The 21,801-nt window shown below is 71.4% G+C and carries 21 protein-coding genes; 5 read left to right on the top strand and 16 right to left on the bottom strand.

The window, feature by feature from the left end:
• Positions 1-4 precede the first annotated feature (4 nt).
• The gene (locus tag ACK4UM_RS16535) at positions 5-547 is read left to right on the top strand and encodes a DedA family protein (RefSeq protein WP_409801164.1); all 543 of its coding nucleotides are present in this window, start codon (positions 5-7) and stop codon (positions 545-547) included.
• A gap of 140 nt (positions 548-687) precedes the next feature.
• Here ACK4UM_RS16535 and ACK4UM_RS16530 read toward each other — a convergent pair whose 3' ends face one another.
• The 14 genes from ACK4UM_RS16530 to ACK4UM_RS16465 form a co-directional block, all read right to left on the bottom strand.
• A complete protein-coding gene (locus ACK4UM_RS16530) occupies positions 688-4,284 on the bottom strand; it encodes a PAS domain S-box protein (protein WP_409801162.1) in 3,597 nt (1,198 codons plus the stop codon).
• A gap of 187 nt (positions 4,285-4,471) precedes the next feature.
• Positions 4,472-5,761: a PQQ-dependent sugar dehydrogenase gene (locus ACK4UM_RS16525; RefSeq protein WP_409801160.1), complete on the bottom strand. Its 1,290-nt coding sequence runs from the start codon at positions 5,759-5,761 to the stop codon at positions 4,472-4,474.
• Between the two features lie 226 nt (positions 5,762-5,987).
• Positions 5,988-6,551, bottom strand: coding sequence for an NADPH-dependent FMN reductase (locus ACK4UM_RS16520; protein WP_409801158.1), 564 nt, complete (start codon positions 6,549-6,551; stop codon positions 5,988-5,990).
• Between the two features lie 58 nt (positions 6,552-6,609).
• Positions 6,610-7,437, bottom strand: coding sequence for a 3-keto-5-aminohexanoate cleavage protein (locus tag ACK4UM_RS16515; protein WP_409801156.1), 828 nt, complete (start codon positions 7,435-7,437; stop codon positions 6,610-6,612).
• Positions 7,438-7,469: 32 nt separating this feature from the next.
• A complete protein-coding gene (locus ACK4UM_RS16510; RefSeq protein ID WP_409801154.1) occupies positions 7,470-7,757 on the bottom strand; it encodes a YciI family protein in 288 nt (95 codons plus the stop codon).
• A gap of 4 nt (positions 7,758-7,761) precedes the next feature.
• The gene (locus tag ACK4UM_RS16505) at positions 7,762-8,304 is read right to left on the bottom strand and encodes a VOC family protein (RefSeq protein WP_409801152.1); all 543 of its coding nucleotides are present in this window, start codon (positions 8,302-8,304) and stop codon (positions 7,762-7,764) included.
• A gap of 8 nt (positions 8,305-8,312) precedes the next feature.
• Entirely contained in the window at positions 8,313-9,623 is a 1,311-nt protein-coding gene (locus ACK4UM_RS16500; RefSeq protein WP_409801150.1) for a TRAP transporter large permease, read from the bottom strand.
• Positions 9,624-9,633: 10 nt separating this feature from the next.
• Entirely contained in the window at positions 9,634-10,227 is a 594-nt protein-coding gene (locus ACK4UM_RS16495) for a TRAP transporter small permease subunit (protein WP_409801148.1), read from the bottom strand.
• 76 nt (positions 10,228-10,303) lie between these two features.
• A complete protein-coding gene (locus ACK4UM_RS16490) occupies positions 10,304-11,398 on the bottom strand; it encodes a C4-dicarboxylate TRAP transporter substrate-binding protein (RefSeq protein WP_409801146.1) in 1,095 nt (364 codons plus the stop codon).
• Between the two features lie 61 nt (positions 11,399-11,459).
• Complete coding sequence (locus tag ACK4UM_RS16485) at positions 11,460-12,365, bottom strand: NAD(P)-dependent oxidoreductase (protein ID WP_409801144.1); 906 nt, start codon at positions 12,363-12,365, stop codon at positions 11,460-11,462.
• Positions 12,362-13,744, bottom strand: a complete 1,383-nt coding sequence (locus ACK4UM_RS16480; RefSeq protein ID WP_409801143.1) for an amidohydrolase family protein — start codon at positions 13,742-13,744, stop codon at positions 12,362-12,364. Before ACK4UM_RS16480 ends, ACK4UM_RS16485 begins: the two co-directional genes overlap by 4 nt.
• On the bottom strand, positions 13,741-14,817 hold the full coding sequence (locus ACK4UM_RS16475) for a maleylacetate reductase (RefSeq protein WP_409801141.1): 1,077 nt from the start codon (positions 14,815-14,817) through the stop codon (positions 13,741-13,743). The genes ACK4UM_RS16480 and ACK4UM_RS16475 overlap by 4 nt, the downstream gene beginning before the upstream one ends.
• Positions 14,818-14,827: 10 nt before the next feature.
• A complete protein-coding gene (locus tag ACK4UM_RS16470) occupies positions 14,828-15,724 on the bottom strand; it encodes an intradiol ring-cleavage dioxygenase (RefSeq protein WP_409801139.1) in 897 nt (298 codons plus the stop codon).
• A gap of 35 nt (positions 15,725-15,759) precedes the next feature.
• Positions 15,760-16,071, bottom strand: a complete 312-nt coding sequence (locus ACK4UM_RS16465; protein ID WP_409801137.1) for a Dabb family protein — start codon at positions 16,069-16,071, stop codon at positions 15,760-15,762.
• Positions 16,072-16,178: 107 nt separating this feature from the next.
• Between ACK4UM_RS16465 and ACK4UM_RS16460 the strand changes: the two genes are divergently transcribed.
• Both ACK4UM_RS16460 and ACK4UM_RS16455 read left to right on the top strand, forming a co-directional pair.
• Positions 16,179-17,111, top strand: coding sequence for a LysR family transcriptional regulator (locus tag ACK4UM_RS16460; protein WP_409801135.1), 933 nt, complete (start codon positions 16,179-16,181; stop codon positions 17,109-17,111).
• Between the two features lie 77 nt (positions 17,112-17,188).
• Complete coding sequence (locus ACK4UM_RS16455) at positions 17,189-17,398, top strand: hypothetical protein (protein ID WP_409801133.1); 210 nt, start codon at positions 17,189-17,191, stop codon at positions 17,396-17,398.
• A 292-nt stretch (positions 17,399-17,690) separates the two neighbouring features.
• Here ACK4UM_RS16455 and ACK4UM_RS16450 read toward each other — a convergent pair whose 3' ends face one another.
• On the bottom strand, positions 17,691-17,987 hold the full coding sequence (locus ACK4UM_RS16450; RefSeq protein WP_409801131.1) for a hypothetical protein: 297 nt from the start codon (positions 17,985-17,987) through the stop codon (positions 17,691-17,693).
• Between the two features lie 210 nt (positions 17,988-18,197).
• On the opposite strand from ACK4UM_RS16450, the gene ACK4UM_RS16445 reads away from it, so the two are divergent.
• Positions 18,198-19,253 carry a helix-turn-helix transcriptional regulator gene (locus tag ACK4UM_RS16445; RefSeq protein ID WP_409801128.1) on the top strand — a complete coding sequence of 352 codons (1,056 nt, stop codon included), beginning with the start codon at positions 18,198-18,200 and terminating at the stop codon, positions 19,251-19,253.
• An 82-nt stretch (positions 19,254-19,335) separates the two neighbouring features.
• On the opposite strand, the gene ACK4UM_RS16440 is transcribed toward ACK4UM_RS16445, so the two are convergent.
• On the bottom strand, positions 19,336-20,229 hold the full coding sequence (locus tag ACK4UM_RS16440; RefSeq protein WP_409801126.1) for a phosphatase PAP2 family protein: 894 nt from the start codon (positions 20,227-20,229) through the stop codon (positions 19,336-19,338).
• Positions 20,230-20,378: 149 nt separating this feature from the next.
• Between ACK4UM_RS16440 and ACK4UM_RS16435 the strand changes: the two genes are divergently transcribed.
• Positions 20,379-21,668: a S8 family serine peptidase gene (locus tag ACK4UM_RS16435; RefSeq protein ID WP_409801124.1), complete on the top strand. Its 1,290-nt coding sequence runs from the start codon at positions 20,379-20,381 to the stop codon at positions 21,666-21,668.
• The last annotated feature ends 133 nt before the right edge of the window (positions 21,669-21,801 follow it).

The raw sequence follows: 21,801 nt of genomic DNA, 5'->3' as shown, positions 1-21,801 counted from the left end.
TCCGATGGAGAGCATCGCGCAGCTCGCGACGTCCTCGGCGCACCTCCTCGGTCTCCTCCCGTCCGGGGGCGCGGCGCAGGCGATGTGCCTCGCGCTCCTGGCGGTCGCCGGGATCATGACGCTGGAGCGTCTCGTGATCGTCGTCCCATCGGCGGCGCTCCTGACGGGCCTGGGGGCGCTCGCCGCGCAAGGGTGGGTCGACCCGCTCGCCGGCTACGGCGCGAGCGTCGCCGGCTCGATCGTCGGCGCCTGCGCCTGGCATGCCGGGGGCTTCGGACTGAGACGCTCCGCCGGTTCGCGCATCGCGCACTTGCGGGCTCCGGTCCTCCCCCGTCGTTGGCTGGACGCCCTCGCCCCGGGCAGCCCGGGTCTCGGGCTCGCCATCGCGCTCGCGCAATGCGTTCCCACCGTGCGCCTCCTCGCGCCGATGGCGGCGGGGCTCGGCGGGGTGCGCCTGATCTCCTCGGCCCCCTTCGTCGCCGCGGGCTGCGCGGTGTGGAACGGCGCGTTCTTTCTGATCGGATATCGTCTGGCGACGCTCTCGTAGCGCATCAGCGCTTCTCGTGGAGCGTTTCACCGATCATCGCTGCCGGAGCGAGCGCGGCATGCGCGCTCGGACCATAGTCGAAGTCCCGGGTCCGCTTCGCTGCCGAGGATGACGACACCTGTTGCAGCACCGACGCCCCTCTACCCCTCCGCCCGCATGAGCGCATCGACGCGCTCGGTCAGCTCGGCCGGCCGGAAGGGTTTGGCGAGGCGCGGCAGGTCGGGGGCCAGCGCCTCGACCTCGGCATAGCCCGAGACGACGAGAACCGGCAGTCCGGGGCGTGCGGCGCGGGCCGCGCGCGCGAGGTCGACGCCGCTCATGCCCGGCATCAGATGATCGGTCACGAGGAGGTCCGCGCGCCGGCCGGAGCGGATCATCGCCAGCGCCTCCTCGCCGGAGCCCGCCTCGACCACCTCGAAGCCGAGATCGACGAGCATGTCGGCCACCGTCATGCGCACGAGATCCTCGTCGTCCACCACGAGCGCGACGCCGCGCGCGGCGGACGGGCGGGCGCGCGTCTCGGCCGCATCGGCGGCGACCGCCGCCGCGCCGCCATCGAGCGGCAGCCAGAGATGCACGCTCGTGCCGCGTCCGGGCTCGCTCTCGATGCCGAGGCCGCCGCCGAGCTGCGCGGCGAGCCCGTGCACCATCGACAGGCCGAGGCCCGTCCCGCGCCCCACGGGCTTCGTCGAGAAGAACGGCTCGATCGCCCGCGCCCGCGTCGCCGCGTCCATGCCGAAGCCCGTATCGGTGACGGACAGACGCACGTATTCGCCCGGCGCGAGGCCGCGCACCTCATCGGCCCGCGCCTGCGCGCGGCTCGCCGCGATCGTCAGCGTGCCGCCGTTCGGCATGGCGTCGCGCGCGTTCACGGCGAGATTGAGGAGCGCCATCTCCACCTGGTTGGCGTCGGCATGGGCGGCCGGCAGGCCGTCGGCGATCGCGATGCGGATGGCGATGCTCGGCCCGAGCGTCGAACCGATCAGGTCGCCGATGCCCTCGACGAGCCGGCCCACGTCGACCGCGACGGGATCGAGCGGCTGGCGACGGGCGAAGGCGAGGAGGCGCTGCACGAGCACCTTGGCGCGCTCGGCCGATTGCAGGGCCGCGTCGAGCAGCCGGCGCTCGCGCTCGTTGCCGATGCCGCGCCGGACCAGCATGTCGAGCGGGCCGATGATCGGGGTGAGCAGGTTGTTGAAATCGTGCGCGACGCCGCCGGTGAGTTGGCCGAGCGATTCCATCTTCTGGCTCTCGCGCAGCTGCTCCTCGGCCGCGACCTGCCGCGTGAGATCCCGGCTCGCGCCGATGATCCGCACGATGCGCCCGCTTTCGTCGTGGACCGGCACGAGCACCGTGTCCCAGATCGTCGGCGCGTTCTGCACCTCGAAGGTCTCGCGATATTGGTAGACCTTCCCGCTCGCCACCACCTGCCGATAATTGGCGGAGACCGCCTCGGCCATCTCCGGGGGCAGGATCTCGTCGATACGCCGGCCGCGAACCTCGGACAGCGGCAGGCCGATGCTCGCCTGATGCGCCGGGTTGAGATCCTCGACGACGAAGCCCCCGTCCGCCGCCACGCCCACCACGAAGAGCGCCTCGGCCGTATTCTCGAAATAGGCGCGGTAGAGCGCGTCGGCGCGCCGCCGCGCGTCCTCCGCGGCCTGGAGCTCGGCCTGCCGGGCCTTGTCGGCGGTGACGTCGCGGCCGGTGGCGTAGGTCATCTCGCCGGTCGGCGCCGCGACCCAGGAGATCCAGCGGATCGAGCCGTCCTTGTGCCGATAGCGGTTGACGATCTCCGGCCGCCCGCCGGCTGCCGCGAGCTCGTAGGCCGCGACGGTCGCCGCGTGGTCCTCGGGCACGACGAACTCGTTGACGTGGCGGCCGACGAGCTCGTCCGGTTCGTAGCCGAGGAGCCGCGTCCAGGCCGGGTTCACCCTGCGAAAGAAGCCGTCGAAATCGATGACGAGCATCAGGTCCGGCGAGATGGCCCACATCCGGTCGCGCTCGGCGGTGCGCTCCGCGACCTCGGCCTCGAGGCGGCCGTTCAGAGCCTCCAGGCGCGCTTCGGCGAGCTTGCGGTCGTGGATGTCGACGGAGGCGCCGAACCAGCGCACGATCTCGCCCGTCGCGGGATCGCGATAGGGCTCGGCCCGCACCAGGAACCAGCGATAGGAGCCCGACGCGGAGCGGATGCGGTGCTCGACCGCGAAGGCGCCGCCCGTCGCCCGCGCCGCCTCGAAGGCCCGCATCGTCCGCTCCCCGTCCTCGGGGTGCACGTGGCGGGCGGCGACCTCCGTGGCGGTCGTCGGCTCGTAGGGCACGCCGGTATAGGCGGTCCATTGCTTGTTGAAGAACTCGGTGCGGCCCTGCCCGTCGGTGATCCAGACGATCTGGGGCACGGCGTCGGCCATGAGCCGGAAGCGCGCCTCGCTCTCGCGCAAGGCGGCCTCGGCGGCATGGCGAGCGGTGTCGTCGCGCAGGGTCAGGACCGCGCCGACGCGCGCCGCGTCGGGGCCGATGACGGGCCGCGCCGAGCCGATCGCGAGCACCTCGGTGCCGTCCGGCCGGCGGATGCGCCAGCGGGCGTCCTCCACCGTCTCCCCGTCGATCACCGCGCGCGCGAGGGGAAGCTCGTGGGGCGGAAACGGCGTGCCCTCCATCGTCAGGAGGCGATAGGCCTCCGAATAGCCGTCCGGCCCCACGCCGAGGACGCTCCCGCCGTGCAGCCGCTCGGCCGCCTCGTTGACGAAGGTGATCCGCCCCTGCGCGTCCGCGACGATGACGCCCTCGACGAGCTGGCCGATGATCGCCGCGCGCTCGGCCGCCTCGCGCGCCGCGTTCTCGTGGGCGAGCCGAAGCGCCTCCTCCGCGCGCTTGCGGTCGGTGACGTCCCTCCAGAAGAGGGCGAGGCCGTCGTCCGTCGGGTAGGCGCGCATGTCGAGCCAGGCATGGTGCCCGTCCGCCCATTCGTAGCGATGTTCGAGGGAGACCGGGACGCGCTCCTCCATCGCGCGCCGATAGAGCCGACCGAGCTCCGAGTCGCGGCTGCCGGGAAAGGCCTCCCAATGCGTCTTGCCGATCAGGGCCTCGCGCGGACGCCCGTCGAGCCGCAAACCCTCGGCGTTGATGTCGAGGATGCGGAACTCGCGGTCGAGAAGGCCGAAGCCCTCGGCCATGCCGTCGAGGACGCGGCGCGTCCGGTCGCGCTCGGCACGCAGGGCCACCTCGGCCTCCCGCCGACGGCGCTCGGCCATCACCTGCGCCGTCGTCTCGTTGCACGGGCACAGAAAGCCCGCCACCGCGCCGGCCTCGTCGCGCACGGGCGTGTAGGAGAAGCTGAAATGCGTCTCCTCGCGATAGCCCTTGCGCTCCAAGAGGAGCTCGATGTCGTCCATGTGGACGGGGATGCCGGCATAGGCTTGCGCCACGATCGGCTCGAGATCCGCCCGGATCTCGGCCCATACCGCGAGGAAGTCGCAGCCGAGGGCCGCCGGGTGCTTGGCGTCGAGGATCTCCGCATAGGGATCGTTGTAGAGGAGCGTGCGCTCTGGGCCCCAGACGACGAACATCGGCTGCTGCGAGCCGAGCATCACCGCCACGAGCGTCGTGAGCGCCTGCGGCCAGGTCTCCGGCGGCCCGAGCGGGGATCGCGCCCAATCGTGAGCCCGCAGGAGCGCGCCCGTCTCGCCGCCGCCTTTCATGAACGTCGCGCTTGCATCGCGCCGGTCGTCATCCATCCGCAAGGGGCCCTCGGCGGCGCGGGCGAAGAGCGGCCCGCCCGCATTCCGATCCGTGTCTCCTTGGACCTATAGACCACGAGATGCGCGTTGTCGCCTTCGCGGCTGCTTTCTTCCAGGCTCCGCTGCTTCGGAGCGGCGCCCGCGCCGGTCGCGCCGCCGATGGGGCGGCGCGACCGATCGGGGCTCACTCGGGCGAGAGGCGATGGATCGCGCCCTCGTCCACGGCGGCATAGAGGGCGCCGTCGGGGCCGAGCACCAGGGAGCGGAAGCGGGCGGAGTCCATCGGCAGGGTCATTTCCGTAACGTCAGCGACCGAGATGCCGTCCTCCGTGTCGAGCTCGATCACGTCGATGCGCTGCCCGATCGGCGTGCCGCCGAACCCGATGCCGAGATAGCCGACGACGAGGGCGCCGTCCCAATCGCCCCAGGCCTCTCCCTGAAGGAAGGCCGCGTTGGCCAGACCCTGAGACCAGCCGTTGTTGTCCCAGATCGGGGGCATGGCATCCGGATAGGTCTCGAAATCCGTCATCGGCATGTAGGCGGCGCGCTCGAAGCGGTTCATGCCCTCCGTCTGGTTGGGCTCGTAGCCGCAATAGCCGTCCGGGCAATCGCCGCGACCGGCCATGTTCGGCCGCGGGTCCCAGCCGGCATTGCCGCCGTTCACGAGGACGGTGATCTCGTCCGAATGCCAGGGCCCGTGCTCGGAGACGATCGGCGTGCCGGTCTCGGGATGGAAGGCGATGCCCTGCACGTTGCGGTGGCCGTAGGTGAAGATGCGCCGGTCGAAACCCTCCGGCGGAGCGTTGTCCGACGCGCCCTCGCCGTCGCGGTCGATGCGCAGGACCTTGCCGCCGAGGGAGGTCGGCGATTGCGGCACCTCCGCGTTGTGATTGTCGCCCGTGGTCAGATAGATGTACCCGTCCGGCCCGAAGCGGACGCGACCGCCGTTGTGAGCGCCCGGTCCGCCGAAGGGCTGATCGGTCGGGTTCATCTTGTAGGGCACGTCCTCGACGATGTCGGTCCGGTCCGAGACGCCGGTGAAGTCCTCGTCGACGACGAGGCGCAGGAGGCGGTTGGTGTGCGGCGTCACGAGGTTGGACGTCGAATAGACGTAGATCTGGCGATTGTCCTCGAAGTCCGGATCGACGGCGAGGCCCATCATGCCGGCTTGGCCCTCGCAGAACAGGTCCTCGGCGGTGCTCGCATAGCCCTCCGATCCCTGCATTCCCAGAAGCGCGACGACGTCGCCCGACGGCAACCTCACCGAGAGGCCCTGGCACTTCTCGGTGAAGAACATCGTGCCGTCCGGCAGGAAGGCCATGTCCCAGGGATCCTGCAGGTCGGAGAGCACGACTTCGTGGCTCAGGGTCGTCGTGTTCGTGCCCCTCTGGGCGAGGGCCGGCGAGACCAGGATGGACGTGGACGCGAGAAGCGCCGCGACCGCGAGCGCGGGGCGGTAGGCTCGGATGTTCATGTGCGTTTCCTCCAGTTCGAAGCGGGCCGTTGGATCGCCCGGTTTGTCCCCCTCGCCCGGTCTTTTCGTCTTGTTCTCGGCCACGCACGGATCGCCCGAGCGCAGGGCGATCGAGGATCGCTCTCGCGCCCGCGGGGATCCGAGCGTCGCAGTAAGGAAACGGCGTGAGCGCGGCATTCGTGAGGCGCTCGTATGCGCGTGCGGCCTGCGCGTTTGCGCCCGCCTCTCAGCCGCGCAGCGGCCTCATCGCCTCCGCCCAGCGCAGGAGCTCGTCGAGGACGGCCGTCGCGCTCGTCTTCTGCATGTCGTTGGGCGTGAACACGCCGTTCTCGACCTGCTTTGCTACCATCGGGATCGTCACCGCCTCGCCGATCGGGGCGATGCGCAGGGTCGTGATGATCTGCTTCGCCATCTGCACGCCGCGCAAGCCCCCCGAAATGCCGCCGTAGCTGACGAAGGCGGCGGGCTTGTAGGCCCATTCCTGGTAGACGTAGTTGAGCGCGTTCACGAGCGCGGGCGTCGGTCCGAAATTGTATTCCGGGGTCACGAAGACGAAGGCGTCCGCGGCCTCGACGATCGCGCTCCAGCGCTTCGTGTGCTCGTGGACGTATTGCTTCAGGCGCGGGTGGTTCGGCTCGTCGTAGATCGGCAGGCCGACCTCCGCGAGATCGACGAGGCGCACGTCGAAGCCGGCGTGATCGCGCGCGGCCTGCGCGAACCAGCGGCCGACGGGCTCGCCCACGCGGCCCGGACGGGTGCTGGCGATGATGACGTCGAGAACGGGTGACACGATAACGCCTCCTATGGCTGTGTGCGGGATGGGAGCAGGTCGTGGATGCGCGCGGCGATCACGGCGCCAATCCGAGGATCGCGCGCGCCTCCTGCGGCGTCGCCGGACGGCGGCCGTGGCGGGCGATCGCCGCGACGGCGGCGCGGACGAGTTCGGCATTGCTGCCGGCGAGCCGGATCTTCGTCATGCGGATATTGTCCTCGAGACCCGTGCGCACCGCGGGCGCCCCGCGCGCGAGCGCCCATTCCATGACGGGCGCCTGATGGCGGCCGATGCCGGCGGCCGTCCAGGTGCAATCGGGGAAGAGGCGCTTGGCCTCGCGCAAGAGGATGTCGAGGAGATGCTCGCGCGCCGGCATGGCGTTCTCGACGCCCATCACGAATTGGATGTGCGGGCGCTCGCCGAGCAGCCCCTCGTCGGCGAGACGCCGCGCGCCGTGCAGGTGGGAGAGGTCGAAGATCTCGATCTCCGGCGCGATGCCGTGGTCGCGCATGCGCGTCGCGAGATCGACGACGAGGCGCGTGTGGTTCTCGTAGACGATGGTCGGAAAGTTGACCGACCCGGTCGAGAGGGAGGCCATGTCCGGGCGCGGGGACAGCGCCGAGCCGCGCGCGGCGGGGTCGCGCCCGCGCCCGCCGGTCGAGAACTGCACGATCATGCCCGGGCATTCGCGGCGCACGCCCTCCTGCACGGCGGCGAAGCGCGCGGGATCGGAGGAGGGGCTCTCGTCGTCCTCCCGCACGTGGATGTGGACGAGGCTCGCGCCGGCCTCGTAGGCCTCGCGCGTCGAGGCGATCTGCTCCTGCGGCGTGATCGGGACGGCGGGATTGTCCTTCTTGCGCGGGACGGATCCGGTGATGGCGACGGCGACGACGACGGGGGGCATGGCGGATCTCTTCCTCGTGTCTCGACGGTCGCTCAGCCCTGGCGGCGCAGGAAGCCGGTGATCGTCACCGCCTCCCACACGTCGGCCGCGCGGAAGGGGTCGGCCGCGTTGAAACGCTCGACGGCGGCGCGATCGTCCGCCTCGACGAGGAAGAGCGAGCCGATCATCGTCTCCCCGTCGTCGGCGACGAGCGGCCCGGACATCACGATGCGGATGCCGAAGGCGGAGGTGTCGGCGAGGAAGGCCTTGTGGGCGTCGTAGGCGGCGAGCCGGCGGGGGAGGGCGCCGGGCCTGTCGAGGGCGTGGATGGCGAACAGCATGGTCTCACGGCTCCTGCGGCCGCGCGACCATGACCGGGGGAACGGTCATGCCGGGCTGCGGCCAATTGGCGAAGATCTCGGAATAGGTGTGGGAGATGATCTCGAGGATGGTGCCCCAGGGATCCTCGCAATATGCGAGCCGCCAGGGGCGGCCGGGGACGAAATCGAGGACGGGCGTGCGCCGGCGCCCTCCCGCAGCCGCGATGCGCGCGCTGAGCGCCTCGACGTCGGGATGGGTTAGGCACAGGTGGAAGGGCCCGCGCCGCCAATAGGCCATCTCGTCCTCGCGCGGCGCCACCTCCGGCTCGACGAACTGGAAGAGCTCGATGCCGACGCCGTTGCCGGCGAGGAGATGGGCCTGATAGGCGCGCCGGAAGCGCGGCCCGAAGACGCTCGGCGTCTCGTGGGTCGCCGGCGCCGACGCCTCGAGCAGGCGCGGCTGCATGATCGGGGTCAGCGCGAGCGTCTCGACGTACCAGTCGAGCGCGGCGAAGATGTCGGGGACGGTCACCCCGACATGGTTCACGCAGAGGGGAGCCATGCGCATCGGAGGCCTCACCGGACGAGCACGGTCGCGATCCCGGGGATCGCCACGACGACCGCGAGGCAGACGAGCATGCACAGGACGAAGGGGAACGTGCCGGCGAAGGCGTCCCACACGGTGATGTCGGGATCGTCGAGGGCGGCCTTGACCGTGTAGACCGACAGCCCGAAGGGCGGCGTCAACAAGCCGATCTCGACGGCGATGACGGTGACGATCCCGAACCAGATCTTGTCGAAGCCGAAGGCCTCCGCGATCGGGATCACGATCGGCAGCACGATCAGCATGATCGACACGGAATCGATGATCATGCCGAGCAACAGTACGACGAGGATGAAGAGGATCAGGAAGGCGTAAGGCCCGAGCCCCGCCGCCTCGAGCGATCCCGCGATGAAGGCGGGCACCCCCGCGAGCGCGAGCATGCGGCTGTAGAGGCTCGCCGCCATGATCAGGAACAGGACCGAGACGGCGACGTGACCCGTCCAGACGAGCACCTGCCAGAGCTTCGCCGGATCGAGGCTGCGACGCAGGAGCGCGATGACGAGCCCCGTCGCGGCCCCCACCGCCGCGGCTTCGGTCGGGTTGAAGAAGCCCGAATAGATGCCCCCGAGAATGACGATCATCAGAGCCGCGACGGGCAGCACCTTGCCGAGCGTCCCGCCCGCTTCCTGCGTCTTCGCCGGAGGGCTCGGCGCACCCTTCTCGAAGATCATGTGCGGGCGCAGATAGGCCAAAGCGACGATCATCGCCGAAAACATCCCCGCGAGGAGGATGCCCGGCAGGATGCCGGCGATGAACAGACGTCCGATCGATTCCTCGGCGACGACGCCGTAGACGATCAGCAGGAGGCTCGGCGGGATCAGCATGCCGAGCACCGAGGAGCCCGCGACGACGCCGACCGAGAAGCGGCGCGAATAGCCGTGGCGGCGCATTTCCGGCGTCGCGACGCGCGCGAAGATCGTCGCAGAGGCGACCGAGACGCCGGTGATCGCCGCGAACACTGCATTCGCCTTCACGGTCGCGACGCCGAGCCCGCCGCGCAGCCGCCCCATCAGGCGCTCGGCGACGTCGAACGTGTCGCGCCCGACCCCCGACACCGTCACCAGGATGCCGAGCAGCACGAAGAGCGGCACCACGCTGAAGAGGTCGTCGCGGATCGTGTCGTTCGCCGCCGCCGCGACCATGCGGTTGGCGATCGCGGGCGAGCGGATCAGCGAGACGCAGACGAAGGAGACGAGCGTCAGCGCGATGCCGATATGCATCCCGAGATAGATGAGCGCGAGCATCATGACGACGCCGAGGATGCCGACGGTCAAGGGATCCATGGCCGTGCCCTCATGGTTCGAGCGAGGCGGCGGAGGCCCGCCGGCCGGTCCACGCCGCGCGGAAGCGGGCATAGGCGAAGACGAGGAACTGGATTCCGGCGAGGCTCGCGCCGACCATCACCGCGAAGCGCAGGGGCCAGGTCGGCGCGGTGAAGACGCCCTGCGTCCCGACGAATTCGCCGCGGGTCCAGGCCCGCTCGAAGGCTGGCCAGGTCGCCGAGGCGATGATGCCGCACACGAGCGCGCCGCACAGGAGATACACGCCCTCGAGCATGTTGCCCGCCCGCGGACGGCGCATGACGAACCCGTCGATGAACAGGTCCGCGCGCGACATCCGCCCATGCCGCAGCGTCGAGGCGAGCGAGAGGAAGACGATCGTCACGATGCCCATGGCGGTGAGCTCCGACACGCCGGAGATCGGCCGCGCGAAGGCGTTGCGCGAGACGACGTCGGCGCAGATCATCACCATCATCGCGGCGATGACCACCGAACCCACCGCGCCGAGCCCGTCGACGAGAAGCCCGAACGGGCTCGCCGCCGTGCGGTCGTCGCCCCCGGCCGCCGCCCGCCTCTCGTCGTCTTCGACATCGCTCTCGCCCGCCATCGCTCGTCCTCCCCGTGATCCGCGTTCGAAGCCTCGGCCCGGCCGGGCGTCTGCCCGACCGGGCGGTCGCTCCCGTTCAGCGCGAGGCGGCGATGCCCTCGTCCCAGTCGCGCAGCGGGGTGGCGCCGTTGGCGCGCAGCGCGTTCATGTACGCGCTGAGGACCTCGGCGGCGGCCCGGCCGTTGCGCTCGACCCAGTCGGCGGCGATGTCGGGCAGCGTCTGCGCCCACTTCACCCGCTCCTCCTCGGGGAAGTCCACCACCTGCACGGGCGGGTTCTGGGAGGCGCCGAGCTCCACCATCGTCTGCGTGGCGGTCCGGGCGCGCTCCATTACGTCCTGCGCGTGATAGGTCGAGTACGAGCGCCCGGCCTGGCGCATGCAGTCCTGCACCACCTCCGGCAGCCCCTCGAAGACGTCGCGGTTGACGGCGAGCGCGCCGTTCCAGATCGCGCCGATATTGGTCCGCACGATGTAGGGCGCGACCTCGTAGACCTTCACGGGGAGGATGCCCGTCGCCATCGAGATCGTGCCTTCCGCGAGGCCCGTCTGGATGTCCGTGTAATAGGTCGTGAGCCCCCCCTCCTTGAGCGCGGCCCCCGTCTCCAGAAGCCACAGCGAGAGCGATTGCGGCGCGGTCAGGCGCCGGCCCTGGAGCTCGGCGAGCGAGCGGATCGGCTCGCGCATGAACAGGTCGTAGGTGTCGTTGCCGGACGCGCCGAGGAAGACGACGTTGTTGTCCTCCCATTGCTGCCGCAGCGCCTCGACCTCGTCGTGGGCGGTGTTGACGGCGTCGAGGAGCGCGGGGAGATCGTCGGTGACGAAGGGCGTCACCGCGCCGAGCTGCATCAGCGGGAGCTTCGAGGGCTCCATGCCGATGAACACCCAGCCGACATCCGTGATGCCGTCGCCGATCGAGGTGAGCGTCGCGTTGGCGCGGTAGAGCTGGCCGCCATAGGCCTCGCGCCAGGAGATCTCGTAGGCGTTGCCCCGCTCCGCCAGGCAGCGGTTCGTCTCGGGCTGGAAATGAGCCTGGATGCCGCCGACCCAGGCGATCGTCGTCGGATGGCTCGAGGCGACGGTCAGCTCGATCGTCTCCTGCGCGAGCGCCGGAGCGGCGAGCACGAGGGACAGCGCGGTGGCGGTGGCGAATGCGGTCTTCGACTTGCGCATGGTTCGTTCCTCCGTGGGTTCGAGAGGCCGCTTTTCGCGGCTCTTCGTGTGTGATCCGGGGTCAGGGCGTCTCGGCCTCCTCCTCGAGGAGACCCGCGAGACGCTCCGCGTGCTTGACGGTGGCGATGTAGTCCGCCTCGCCGTCGCCCGCGGCGATCAAAGCGGAATAGGTCTCGCGAACGAGGGCCGCGAGCGGCGTCGGCACGCTCGTGTCGCGGGCGGCGCCGAGCGCGAGATCGAGGTCCTTGGCCATCTGCCGGCAGGAGAAGGTCGAGGCGAAATCGCGCTCGGCGAGCGGGCCGACCTTGTAGAGCACCATCGGCGAGGCGATCGCGCTCTCAGCCATCACCGCCAGCATGTCGCGCGGGGCGACGCCGCCGCGCCGGGCGAGGACGAGCGCCTCCGCCATCATCCCTGCGGAGACCGCGATCATCAGGTTCACCGCGAGCTTGGCGTAGCGCGCCTCCTCGCCCTCGCCGAGCCAGCGCTGCGCCCGCGTGAAGGTCGCGAGCACCGGCTGCGCCCGCTCGAAGGCCTCGCGCGGCCCCGAGGCGAGACAGGCGAGCGCCCCGGTATGGGCGACGGACGCGTTGCCGGAGATCGGTGCGCGCAGGTAGAGGACGCCGCGCGCCTCGGCCGCCTGCGCGACCTCCGCCGAGGCCTCCGGGCTCACCGTGCTCGTCTCGACGAGGACCGCACCCGGCTCCATCGCGGCGAGCGCGCCCTCAGCACCCAGCATCGCGACGCGCAGCACGCGATCGTCCGGCAGCGAGGCGATCACGATCGCCCGCCCCCGCGAAGCGGCGTCGAGGCTCTCGACGATGCCGATCCCGGCCGCGCGGGCGAGGTCGCGCCGCTCGGCGGCGACGTCGAAGCCCGCCACCGCCCGCCCCGAGCCTGCGAGGCGCGCGGCCATCGGCAGGCCGATCTTGCCGAGGCCGATCCATCCGATGTCGGCGACGCTCACGTGGCTCCTCCCGTATTCGTTGCGAAGCGTCCCTCGAGCCCCTGCGCGATGCGGCGGCCGGAGGCCTCGAGCGCGGCGAGCTCCGCATCGAGGCTTCTTGCGACGAGGTGCCCGTCGCGCTTGACGAAGCGGCCCGCGACGAGGACGTGCTCGATCTGCGCGGGCGTCGTGTGCATCACGAGGCAGGCGACCGGATCGTGCACGGGCCGTTGGCCGAGGCCCGGCCGCACGACGACGAGATCGGCCTGCTTGCCCACGGTCACCGAGCCGATCCGGCGATCGAGCCCGAGCATGCGCGCGCCCTCGATCGTCGCCCAGCGCAAGGCGTCGCGCACGCTCGCCGCGGGGACGTCGGGGATCGCGCCGGTGCGGGCGCGCGCCGCGTCGTTGTGCTGCGCGCGGGCGAGGCAAAGGGCGGCGCGCGCCGCGCTCGGCATGTCGGCCGAGGAGATGCTCGGCAGGTCGACGCCGATCGAGGGCTCGGCCCCGAGCGCCCGCAGGCGGTTCGTGATCGGAAAGCCGTGCCCCTGCGTCGCCTCGCCCTCCGGCGCGATCGAGAAGGTGGCGCCCGCCGCGACGAGCCGCGCGAGGAGGGAATCATCGAGGTCGTTGCCGTGGACGATGTTCACGCGCGCGTCGACGAGCCCCTCGTCGAGGAGCCGATCCCAGCCGCCGGGCGTCCGCGCCGGCCCGCCGCCCTGATGCATCGAGGCGACGAGGCCGTGCTCGCGGGCGAGCAGCAGGTCCGCGCGCGCGACCTCGAGCGTCGCATAATGAGGCCCGAGCACCGCGAGCCCCAGCGTGACGAGCCCGTCGCGGTCGCCGAGCTCTCCCGCGAGCAGGCGCTCGACCTCGGCGCGCGGATGCGGGATTTCGGAATAATGCGGCTCGCCCGGTCGCGGGTCGGGTTTCGGCGTGCCGTGGAAGAAGGCGGCGCGGATGCCGCTCGCGCGCAGGGCCGCGACGGCCGCATCGGTATGGGCGGGCGTGCGGTTGGCGTGGCACCAATCGACGAGCGTCGTCGTGCCCGAGGCGATCTCGACGCGCGCGCCGACCAGCGTCGCGACGTACAGGTCGTCCGGAGTGAAGAGCGTCGCGAGCCCCGCATGCATCGCGCGGAAATAGGCCGGCAGCGTCCAGTCGACCGCGATCCCGCGCAGGCCCGTCTGCCAGGTATGCAGGTGCGCGTCGACGAAGCCCGGCGCGAGGATGCGGCCGCGCAGATCGAGCACCTCCGCGCCCTCCACCGAGAGCCCCTCGCCGATCGCGGCGATCCGCCCGTCCTCGACGAGGACGTCCGCGGACGCCCGCTCGCCGATCTCGGGATCGACCGAGACGAGGGTCGCGCCGGCGAGGAGGAGGCGGGAGGGCGCGCTCACGCGGCGCCCTCCTCGATCAGGGGCGGGGCGCCGGCATGAGCGCGGGCGAGAAGCGCGCGGATCCCGGCGCGCTCCAGCGGGCGAGGGTTCCAATAGGGCGCGGCCAGCGCGCGCTCGGTCGCCTCCTCGATACCCGCCTCCGGCATGCCGAGCGCGGCGAGCGCGCGCGGCGCACCGAGCCGGCCGGCGAGATCGTAGAGCGCGCGCGCGGGATCGTCCGTGCCGAGCGCGCGGGCGATGCGCGCCATCGCGTCGGGGATCGCAGGCGCGTTGTAGGCGAGCGCGTGCGGGAGGACGATCGTGTGGGTCTGCGCGTGCGGCAGGTCGAAGGTGCCGCCGAGCGTGTGGCAGAGCTTGTGGTGGAGCGCCATGCCGACCGCCCCGAGGCAGACCCCGCACAGATAGGCGCCGTAGAGCGCCTGCCCGCGCGCCTCGCGATCCTCCGGCCGCGCGACGATCGCGGGCAGCGCCCGCGCGAGCGCCCCGATCGCCTCCTCGGCCATCAGCGAGACGATCGGGTTCCTGTCGCGCGCATAGAGCGCCTCGACGGCATGCGCCATCGCGTTCATGCCCGAGGTCGCCGAGAGGGCAGGGGGGAGGGAAAGCGTCAGGTCGACGTCGTAGACGACGACCTCCGGGAGAACGGCGAGGCTGCGCTGCGTGGTCTTCCCGCCGTCCTTCGTCTCGCCGAGGATCGGCGTCATCTCGGAGCCCGCATAGGTCGTCGGCACCGCGATCTGGTCGAGGCCGGTGCGCAGCGCGATCGCCTTCGAGAGACCGATCGTCGAGCCGCCGCCGAGCGCGATCGTGCAATCGGCGCCGAGCTCGCGCACCCGCGCCACGACGCGCTCGGTCACCTCGACGGGCGTGTGCATCGTCGCCTGCGCGATCACGCCTGCCGCGAGATCGCCGAGCCTGTCGGCGAGCGCGCGCGCCTCGCCCTCCTGCTGCGGCGTCGAGAGGACGACGGCGCGCGCGCGGCCGAGCGTGCGCACTTCCTCGGCTACCCGCGCGAGGCTGCCCGGCCCGAGCACGACCCGGCTCGGCAAGGCGTCGTAGACGAAGCTCTCCATCGCCCCCTCCTCAACCGGCCGCCGCGCGCGCCGGCGCGAGGACGAAGTCGTATTCGACTTCCCAGAACGGGTTGCGCAGCGAGAGATCGGCGGCGCGGGCGGGGTCGTCGCGCAGCACGAAATCGGCGATCAGGCTCTCCTTCACGCCGAAGACGGGGTCGCTGCCGATATAGGGGTCGTCGGGGACGAAGATGTGCGTCGTGAGCGCCTCGCGATCCTCCGCGGTCACGATGAAATGCAGGTGCGCCGGGCGATAGGGATGACGGCCGAGCCGGCGCAGGAGCTGGCCGACGGGGCCGTCGTCGGGGATGGGGTAGAATTTGGGCTTGGCCGCGCGGAACCAGTAGCGGCCCTCCGCGTCCGTCTCGAACACACCGCGCAGGTTGAAATCGGGCTGAATGCCCTTCTGCTGCACGTCGTAGAAGCCCTCGTCGTTCGCCTGCCAGACGTCGAGCCGCGCGCCCGCGATCGGCCGCCCGTCGGGATCGGTGACGCGGCCGCGCACGAGCAGCGGTTCGCCCTTGCCGTCGAGGCAGATGTCGGCGCCGTTCGGGAGGAGGGGCGCATCGGCGACGTGGAAGGGGCCGAGAACGGTCGATTGCGTCGCGCCCGACGGCTTCCGGTTGGCGATCGCGTCGACGAGCATCGACACGCCGAGCACGTCCGAGAGGAGGATGAATTCCTGGCGCCAGTCGTTGCACATGTGGCCGGTGCGGGTGAGGAACGCGATCGCCTGGAGCCATTCCTCCTGCGTCGGGTCGATCTCCTTCACGGCCGCGTGCAGATGGCGCACGACGACGGCGACGATCTCGGCGAGGCGGGCGTCGGGGCAGTCGGCATTGCGGTCGATCACGATCTCGGCCGAACGCGCCTCGTCGAAATAGGCGCCTTTTTCTGCGGCGATCATCGGCGTCTCTCCCCTTTTCGATCGGCGGCCCGTCCTCAGCGTTCGGGGGCGACCTCGTAATCGACCTGGTGGCGGACCGTGCGCACGCCTTCGAGCCGCGTGCGGACCGCGGCGTGATCGGGGTGCTCCGCATAGGCCGCGAGCGCCTCCCGGCTTTCGAATTCGCTGTACAGCACGACGTCGCAGGCATAGGGAGCGCGGCTCGTGTCGACGCCGATCTCCAGGCGCAGCATGCCGGGAATGTTGCCGCGCAGGCTCTCGAAGGCTTCGCGCACGAGCTCGATGTTGAGGAGCCGCTCCTCCGCAGAGGAAGCGGAGACGTTCCACATCACGATGTGCTTGATCATCGTGCTCCTCCCGGACGCTCGTCGTTCTCGTTGACCTGGACGGTAACCCTCCTTCAGGATGCGAAAAAGCCGCCCTTTCGCAATTCAGTCTTCCGCGAGGTGGAACAATGGATCGCTTGGCTCAGCTCGAATTGCTGGTCGCCGTCGCGGAGGCGGGCAGCGTCGGGGGCGGGGCGCGCGCGCTCGGTCTCTCCAACGCCGCCGCGAGCCGGATGCTCGCGAGCCTCGAGAGCCGGCTCGGCGTGCGCCTCGTCGAGCGCAACACGCGCCGCCTCTACCTCACGGAGGAGGGGAATTCGTTCCTGCCGCGCGCCCGCTCGATCCTCGCCGATCTCGTCGATGCCGAGGCCGCTCTGACCGAGAAGGCGCTCGACCCGACGGGCATCCTGCGCGTGAGCGCCTCGCTCTCCTTCGCGATGCAGCACATTGCGCCGATGCTTCCCGATTACATCGCGCGCTACCCGAAGGTGCGCGTCCATGTCGAGGTGGCGAACCGGTATCTCGACCTGATCGATTCCAACATCGACGTCGCGATCCGCACCCGCGAGCAGGAGCCCGACAGCAACATCACCATCCGCCGCCTCGCGCAGACCCGCCGCATCCTCGTCGCGGCGCCGAGCTATCTCGAGCGGCGGGGCGTGCCGCGGCATCCGCTCGAGCTGAACGCGCACGATCTCCTATTGTACACCTATGCGCGCAATCCGAACCTCCTCGCCTTCCGCCGTCTCGACGGCGCGGGCGCCGTCGACGTGCCGGTGGAGGGGCTGCTCGAATCGAACGACGGCCAGATCCTGCGCGCGGCGGCGCTCGGCGGCCTCGGCATCATCGTGCAGCCGGCCTACATCGTCCACGATGACGTCGAGAACGGCCTCCTCGTGCCCGTCCTCGACGAATGGGACCTGCCGCGGTTGACGATCAACATCGCCTATCAGAGCCGCAAGGACCTCTCGGCCAAGATCCGATCCTTCGTCGATTTCATGGCGGAGCGGTTCCGCCGCGCCGAATACGAGCGCAAGTGGACGACGAGCCGCGCGATGTGAGGAATGGGCGGTGGATGGAACCCGTGCTTGCGCGCCGCGTAATCGGGCCGCGAGAAACGAGGAAGGACGCACCGACCATGACAGTCGCAGAACTTCGCAAGGCCCTCGACGGGTTGTCCGACGACGCGCCGGTATGCATCGCCGAGCTCGACGAGGCCTTCGGGACGCGCATCGAGAGCGCCGAAATCGTCGAGAAGGCGCGCATCCGATCGGACGATGCCGCGGACGTGGAGAGCGTCGATCTCACGGGCGGCTCCGATCGCGCCCTGGTCCTGCGCTACGCGTGAGCGCCGCGCGCCTTCATTCGCTGAAGGTGTTGGAAGTCGCTTCCCTAGGTGTCATCCCGGACGCCGAAGGCGATCCGGGACCCATACCCGCAACGCATCAGTCGCAGCCTGTAGGCTGCGCTTCTCCGACGAAAGCTGCCAAACGGTAGCGGAACGAGCGCGGCATGCGCGCTCGCACTTGTCGTCGAGCGTATGGGTCCCGGGTCCGCTTCGCGGCCCGGGATGACAGTTTTGGAACATCCACCGGCTCTGTCAGGGCAAGGAGAGCCACGCCGCCGCTGCCCCGCCGGGTTCAGGCGGCGAGCAGGGCCCGGTGGCGGCGGCGCTTGGCTGCGGTGAGCCCGACGATGGCCGCGCAGGCGAGAGAATTGCCCGCGAACATCAGAGCCATCAGGTGGTCTCCGAGGACGGCGACCGCATAGATCATCGTCGTCAGGTGAGAGACGGCGAACAGCGCCCAACTGAGGCAGGAGACCGCCGCCGCGTCGCCCCGGTCGCGCAGGATGCACGCGATCTGCGGAACGTAGGCCAAGATCCGCACCGCGTTGCAGGCGCCGAACGCCAATGCGGCCAGTTCCAGATGGGTCATCGGGGTCTCCTCCGCCGCTCGCCGGCGATCCCGATGATCGGGCGGCGGGAGCCCCCGCGCCTCCGCCGTTCGGAGGACGCGCGCCGCACCGGCGGCGAAATCACGCGCTTGTCACGGCGCGCCGCATGAGACGTCACGCCCGATCGCCGCCGGCTCTCCTAGACATCTCGCCTCCCGCGCCCTTTCGGGCGCAGACCTCGGAGGCGGACCATGACGAGACGCGACGACGATCCCGATCTCGACCTCGAGCCCATCCTCGATCTCCTGCACGACGGCGTCGCCGACCAGACGTCCTTCGCCCCGGCGCTCGCCGCGATCGCGACGCTTGCCGGCACCGAAGAGGCGGCGCTCTGGCACGAAGAGGCCGGCGGCGGGCAAGGCGCGCTCGTGGCGAGCCACGGCTGGCCGGAGGACGCCGTCGCTTGGATCTGCGCGCAGGTGCATCTGCGCGCGATCGTGCGTCGCGCGCAGCGCATGCAGCCGCCGCCCGGCCGGGCCGGCGGCGTTCTCGTGGACGGGGAGGGCGCGCCCCTCGGCCTCGGCCTCGTCCACGACGGCACGGTCGTCGGCGCGCTCGCGCTCGGCGGCCGGGACGCGGCTGCGCCGGCACGAGCGGGCGCGGTCGCGCGTGCGCTCGCCCCGCATCTCGCGCGGTCCCTCGTCGCGACGCGGCGCCTCGCCGTCCTCCAGGCGCAATCCGAAGCCTGCCGCGGCGGGCTCGATCGGCTGGGCCTCGGCGTGCTGCTCCTGCAGCCCGACGGGCGCATCCTCTTCGCCAACGAGGCGGCCGAGCGCACGCTCGTCGGCGGCGGTCCGCTCGGGCGCGCGGGGGATCGGATCGTCGGGAAGACGCGCGAGGCCGCCGAGATCGTCCGCCGCATCGTGCGCGCCCCGGCGGCGACGCCGCAGGACGGCACGGTCCGCGACCGGACGGGCGCGGCGCTCGCGCTCTCCTGGGTGGCGCTGTCGCGGGCCTGCGCGATCGGGGAGGCGACGGCGCGGCTCGTCGTCGTGCGCGGCTCGGGGGACCGCGAGGTCTCGCTCGCCGCAGCCGCGGCGGCCCGCTACGCGCTGACGGCGGCCGAGGCGCGGGTTCTCGCCCGCGTCGTCGCCGGAGACACGGTCGCCGAGGCGGCCGACCGGCTGGGCGTCGCCGCGACGACGGTCAAGACCCACCTCGCCGCGATCTTCCGCAAGTCGAGCACCAGCCGCCGCGTCGACCTCGTCCGCCGAACCCTCGCGCTCGACGGCCGGTACGACGCGTGAGGGGAGGGACGCAGCCGACAGGCTGCTCGTCGCAGGTCGCGCTTCTGGGTCCCGGGCTCGCTTCGCGGCCCGGGATGACGGCTCAAGGCACGGGGTCCGGGTTGGGTGGCAGCCCCCATTCGACGCGCGCGTCGGACACGAGCTGCGCGACGGTCGCGCATTTCATGAGCAAGGGGGCCGTCTTCTTCGCGAGTTCGACGCCCGCGATGGTGTCGGACCGGTAATGCAGTCCGATCACCTCCCGGCTGCGCGCGATCCGCTCGGCCATTGCGAGGAGCGGCACCTTCGCCTCGGTCGGCATGACTTCCGACAGGCAGAGCGCCACGAGCTGGGCCTCCGTCGCATGGCCGCTCGGGTAGGAGGCGTGCGGCGGCGGGTCGATCGGCGGCAGCAGCGAGGGACAGACCATCGACGGGCGCGGTCGTTCGTGCCGCCACTTGTGCCGCATGGCCATGAACTGACCGACGCGCAGCGCCGCCCAGGCGAGATCGCAGGTCCGCGGGTGGGAGGCCGGGCCGAAGCCGAAGAGGCCGGCGAAATAGTCGAGGAAGGAGCCGCTCTGAGCGATCGCTTCGGCGAGGATCCCGGCGCGGTATTCGACGAGCTCGTGCAGCTCGGCGAGCTCGGCCAGCGCCTGCGTGCTGTTCGGCGCGGGAGGGTCGTCGAGCGCGACGTCCCGCCATCCTTCGGCATGCGTGAACTCGGCGAGGATCGCGATCGACAGATAGGGCGCGCCCCAGGCGCCCCGCGGATAGCTCGCGATCGCCGCGCGGGGATAGGGCGCGTCCGTCGGCGGCCATTCGAAGCCGCGAAACCAGGTTTCGCCCGAAGCCTTCTCCGGCGCGGGGCAGATCCCGATCGGCCGCACGAGCACGGCGCCCGAGCCTGCGACCGCGTAACCCGAGAGCCCCGAGAGGCCCGACAGTCCGGAGAGGCCCGACAGCCCCGAAAGACCGGAGGATGGGTGGAACGCCATGGCCGATGTCCTCCGCGCCTCGATCCTGGACGATCGCCGACCCGGCGCCGATCGCCCCTTCCTCTGCGGCAGACGATCATCCATGATGATCCCACAGCCGACAAGACCCGAGAGCGCGGCGCGGCAGCCGGGGCGAAAAGGTATCGGCCATGACCAGTCCTCTCGTGCGCTCCTATCTCGTCGTCGATCTCGACCCGCTGCGGGGGCTCTATGAACGCGAAGGCGCGCAGCAGGCCGCGTGCGAGATCCGGGCCGTGCTCGCGCCCGACCTTCCCGGCATCCCCTTCGAGATCGTCGCGCTGCCGTCGCGCGCGAGCCTCGGCTCCCGAGCCTGGTACCTTCAGAAGACGGCTGTCGTCGCCATCGAGACGAGCGCCGACGATGTCGCCGGCATCCGCCCGCGCGGTCTCGTTCGCGAGGTGGGCCGCGACGATCGCATCCACCCGACGCGCCATTGGTGCCCGGGCCGCGACGGCCGTCGCTTCTTCGGCGATCGGCGCGCGGCCTTGCAGCTGATCGGCGCGGACGGGCTGAGCGACCTGCCCTCGGAGAAGCCGGCGAGCGTGCGCGTCGCCGTCTTCGATACGGGGCTCGTGCCGTCCGATGCGCGGCAGAACGTCTGGTCCGCCGCCGATGGCGCCCTCGACGACGAGCCGAAAGCGGCGTCGCCGCCAGCCGAGCCCGATGCCCGCAGCCACGGCGCGGCGACCGCTCGTCAGGTGGCCTCGCTCGCGCCCGGTGTCGCGTACTGGGACTACCGCATCCTTGCCGGCGATCGGCTGCGCGCACCCGCCGCCTTCGTGAGCGGCGCGATCGCCGCCTACCAACATCTCGCCGCGTCGATGCTCGTCTGGCAGGGCCCCTGGGTGGCGGTGAACGCGTGGTCGCTCTTCGACAGGGCGCTCGACCCCGGACGGGAGGCTGCCGCCGGCCCCGTCGCGCTCTACGACGCCATCGCGGCGGTGGAGGAGGCGGGCGCGGACGTGGTCTTCGCCGCGGGCAATTGCGGGGAATTCTGCACCGATCCGCGTTGCGCGCGCGGCACGCGCGGGCCGGGCTCGATCCTGGGCGTCGCGTCGCTGCCGAGCGTCCTGTCGGTCGCGGCGGTGCGGTGCGACGGCATCTGGATCGGCTCCTCGTCGGAGGGGCTCGACGGCGCCGATGCCGTGCCCGGCGTCGCCAAGCCCGATCTCTCCGCCCCGAGCGGCTTCGCCGAGACGGGCGATGCCGCGCTCCTCAACACGGGCACCTCCACCGCCTGCGCGCTCGTCGCGGGCGCGATCGCCGCGCTCCGGCGCGCCTATCCCGATCCGCCCCCCGCGCTCATGCGCGCGGTGTTGCGCGAGACGGCCCGCCCCAGTCCGGGCGTGCCGCGCCGGAGGATCGGCGCCGGCATCCTCGACGTCGCCGCGGCCCGCGCGAGGCTCGCCGGACCGTAATCTCGCTCTTCGTCGACGCGAGGCGATCGGCGAAAGGGATGATCTCCACGCCGACGTCCCCCTCCCCCCGCGCAGCGGCGGGGAGGGTAGGGTGGGGGGTGGTGGGGCTTGTGGAGCGGGTGGTGGGGCGTGC

The sequence above is a fragment of the Salinarimonas sp. genome, from assembly GCF_046292825.1.
Lineage (GTDB): Bacteria > Pseudomonadota > Alphaproteobacteria > Rhizobiales > Beijerinckiaceae > Salinarimonas.
This window is presented reverse-complemented; position numbering and strand designations above follow the sequence as displayed.